Here is a 3,132-nt window from a genome sequence, read left to right as displayed (position 1 = left end):
ATGTTCCGGCGACACCCGTGATCTAACCTCCATAACTCGTCGGCTGCGTCAGATTTGTATAAGAGACTGCCTCAGGTCCCCACGACCTCCCGGGCCGTCGGCGCGCCGTTGCGCGCCGGGTCCGCCGGTGACCGCTCCGCGACCGGGGCCGGCGCGACCTGCCCGGCCGGGCGCCGCTCCCGGTTGCGGTCCACGAAGTGCAGCGCCCACAGGAAACCGCCGCGGATCAGGCACACGATCGCCGTGGCGAAGAAGATGCCGTAGGGGATGCTCATGCCCATCAGCAGCCCGTACACGACCGCCACGCCCCCGCCGAACGCCACCTGCGAGGCGGGCCGCGACGGCGACGTGCCCGGGTCGGTCACCATGTAGTTGGTGAACAGGATGAACGCGACGCCGGTCATCATGCTCAGCCCCGACGGGATCGACACGTCCAGCAGCACGCCGCGCACCACCGCCTGCAGCGCGAACCCCACCAGCCAGGCCATGATCAGCCACAGCCGGTTGGTCAGCATCCCGTTCAGCATCGAGCCCGCCATGAGGATGACCAGCGGGATCGCCCAGTCCCAGAACGTGCCCACGTGCTCGGTGAAGTGGTAAGGCGGCGCGATCGACGCCCACGGGAACACGAGCAGGATCACCGCGATGCCGAAGTTCGACGGGTTCATGTAGTGGCGCAGCCGGCCGCGCACCGGCGCCCGCAGCACCCACTTCGCCCCGACCGCCACCGTGACGCCGAAGAGCATCACCCAGACCTGGTCGTTGACGTAGGTCAGCATGTTCACCGCCAGCGCGGTGATGTGCGCCGGGTACAGGAACTCGACCACGCCCCGGGCGCCGCCGCCGGCGAACCGCGGCGCGCGGCCCTCCTGCCGGGCCGAGACCAGCTCCAGCCCCATCTCCACGGCGTAGGCGGTGGCCAGGGCGAGGAACGGCCACAGCCACGGCTGCTCGAAGCCGAGCACGGTGTAGCCCAGGACGTTGAACACGCTGATGGAGATCGCGAACCGCCGCAACGCCGTGATGATCTTGGTGTCGTGCCGCGGCGGCGCGGTCGGGGTCGTCGTGTCGGCCATGTCGGTCACTTCTCCTCGGCCCGTTCGCCGAGCAGCACGTCGTGCCAGCCCGGCCCCAGTGTCATCTCCTGCCGGCGCACCTCGCCGTCGCGGTCGCGCCACGTGATGCGCGCCCGCACCGGCCCGTCCTCGGACCCGAGCCCGAAGTGCACCTCGTGGCTGCGCTTGCCCGAGTGCCCGCTGCCGCCGTCGACGCGGTTGACCAGCGTGCGGCCCGACGCCGTGGTGACCTCCACCTGCGCGCCGATCACGGGCGAGCCCGCGCCGGGGAACGACCCGGGGCTCACCCCGCCCTCGTGCGTCAGGCGCAGGCCCAGGAACCGGCCGGGGGACCCGGCGGTGTTGCGGTAGAAGACCGGGTCCTCCCACTGCCGGGAGACCGCCATGTCCAGCCTGCCGTCGCCGTCCACGTCACCGGTCGCGATGCCGCGCGTGGGCACCGGCACGTCCAGGTCCAGCGCCGGCGACACGTCGGTGTAGAAACCGCGGCCGTTCCGGGCGAACAGGTGGAACCGCTGGTGGCCCGCCACGTCGTCGCCGGGACCCACCACCGGCCACCACAGCGGGTTGGCCAGCAGCGCGTCGTTCGCCGTCGCCAGCTCCTGCAGCTGCGGCCAGCGGTTGACGTCGCCCTTGACGAAACCGGTCGCCTGCGCGACCTCCAGCTCGCCGTCGTTGTCGAAGTCGACGATCTTCACGTCCCAGCCCCACCCGGACCAGGCCAGCTGCAGCGGACCGCTCTCGTCCTCCCAGACCGCCTCCCCGGCGGCCAGCGCCGAGGAGACCGCGGCCCGGTCGTCCTCCGTGCTGAGGAACGCGAAGTGCGACTCCTCGATGCCGAACGACGTGGTGATGTTGCTGACGTACAGGTCGTACACGCCGTCGCCGTTGAGGTCGCCGAAGTCCACGCCCATGCCCTTGAACGAGTCGAGGCCGACGTTCTTCGACCGCGGCTCCAGCGGCCCGCGCGAGCCCTCCACCAGCCGGAACGCCGGTCTGCCCGGCGTGGACTCGTTGTGCAGCAGCCGGTCGGGGCCGAAGTCGTTCGCCACGTACAGCTCCGGCAGCAGGTCGCCGTCGACGTCGTTGGAGGCGGAGGCGAGGGTCCAGCCGCGCGAGGCGTCCGACGGGATCGCGCCGGGCGCCTCCCGGAACACCGCCGAGGGCTCGTCGCCCGCCGAACCGCCCGCCCACAGCAGCAGGTGGTCCGGGCCGCCGTTGAGGGCGGCGGACATGGAGGCGTTCATCTCCACGCCCGTGCTCTGCGACGGGTCCAGCACCGGGCCGTCGGGGAAGTAGTTGCCGATGTAGATGTCGTCGTGGCCGTCGCCGTCGAAATCGGCCACGGTCGCGGAGTTCGAGTTCCACTCCGGTCCGTCGTAGCGGCCCGAGGAGGCGCCCGGCACCAGCTCGGTCGCCCGGTAGGCGTCCGGGCCGAGGCCGTCGGCACCAGCCCTGGCCAGGTGCAGGATCGGGGTGCGGCCCCACAGGTAGACCAGCAGGTCGATCCGGCCGTCCTCGTTGAAGTCGCCGGGCACGCACCCCATGGGCGCCATCACGTCGTTGACCGGCAGCGACCCGGGGCCGAGCACGAACGGCTCGTAGCGCCGCTCCCGGCCGGGCACCGGCGCCGGGGTGACGACCACCTGGTCGACGCGCACGTCCACGTAGCACAGGTCGTTGGCCAGGCCGTCGCCGTCGAGGTCGTTGAGCGCGACGGCCGAGCCGACCGAGGAGATCCAGGCGTCGATGTGCGCGTAGCGCTGGTTCACCGCGCGGATGGACCGCTGGGTGTGGCCGCCCGGGAGGGCGACGGTTTCCGGTGCGAAGCCGAAGCGCGACGCGAGGTCCCGCTTCTCCTGCGCCGACACCTCGGGCAGCCGGGCCACCAAGAACGTGGCCGCGACGAGCACGAGCGCCATGACGCCGGGCAGTTGCCTGCGCAGCCATCTGGCTGTGGAGGTCACGGGCTGACTCCTTCCTGGCGGGCGGGGTCCCCGCGGCACGACGCCGCGGCCGGGTATTCGCGCACGCCCTCCCGGGCGCGGTGGGGACC

2 protein-coding genes are annotated in these 3,132 nt (G+C 71.9%); both read right to left on the bottom strand.

Features of this window, described 5'->3' with window-relative positions; translation table 11 throughout:
• Positions 1-71: 71 nt before the first annotated feature.
• On the bottom strand, positions 72-1,076 hold the full coding sequence (locus ACFV4N_RS41860; RefSeq protein ID WP_499678249.1) for an enediyne biosynthesis protein: 1,005 nt from the start codon (positions 1,074-1,076) through the stop codon (positions 72-74).
• 5 nt (positions 1,077-1,081) lie between these two features.
• On the bottom strand, positions 1,082-3,043 hold the full coding sequence (locus tag ACFV4N_RS41855; RefSeq protein WP_499678248.1) for a CRTAC1 family protein: 1,962 nt from the start codon (positions 3,041-3,043) through the stop codon (positions 1,082-1,084).
• Between the last annotated feature and the right edge of the window lie 89 nt (positions 3,044-3,132).

It is taken from the genome of Actinosynnema sp. NPDC059797, assembly GCF_042732085.1.
Taxonomy (GTDB): Bacteria; Actinomycetota; Actinomycetes; order Mycobacteriales; family Pseudonocardiaceae; genus Actinosynnema.
The sequence above is the reverse complement of the archived record's forward strand: the minus strand, read 5'-3'. Positions and strand labels throughout refer to the sequence as shown.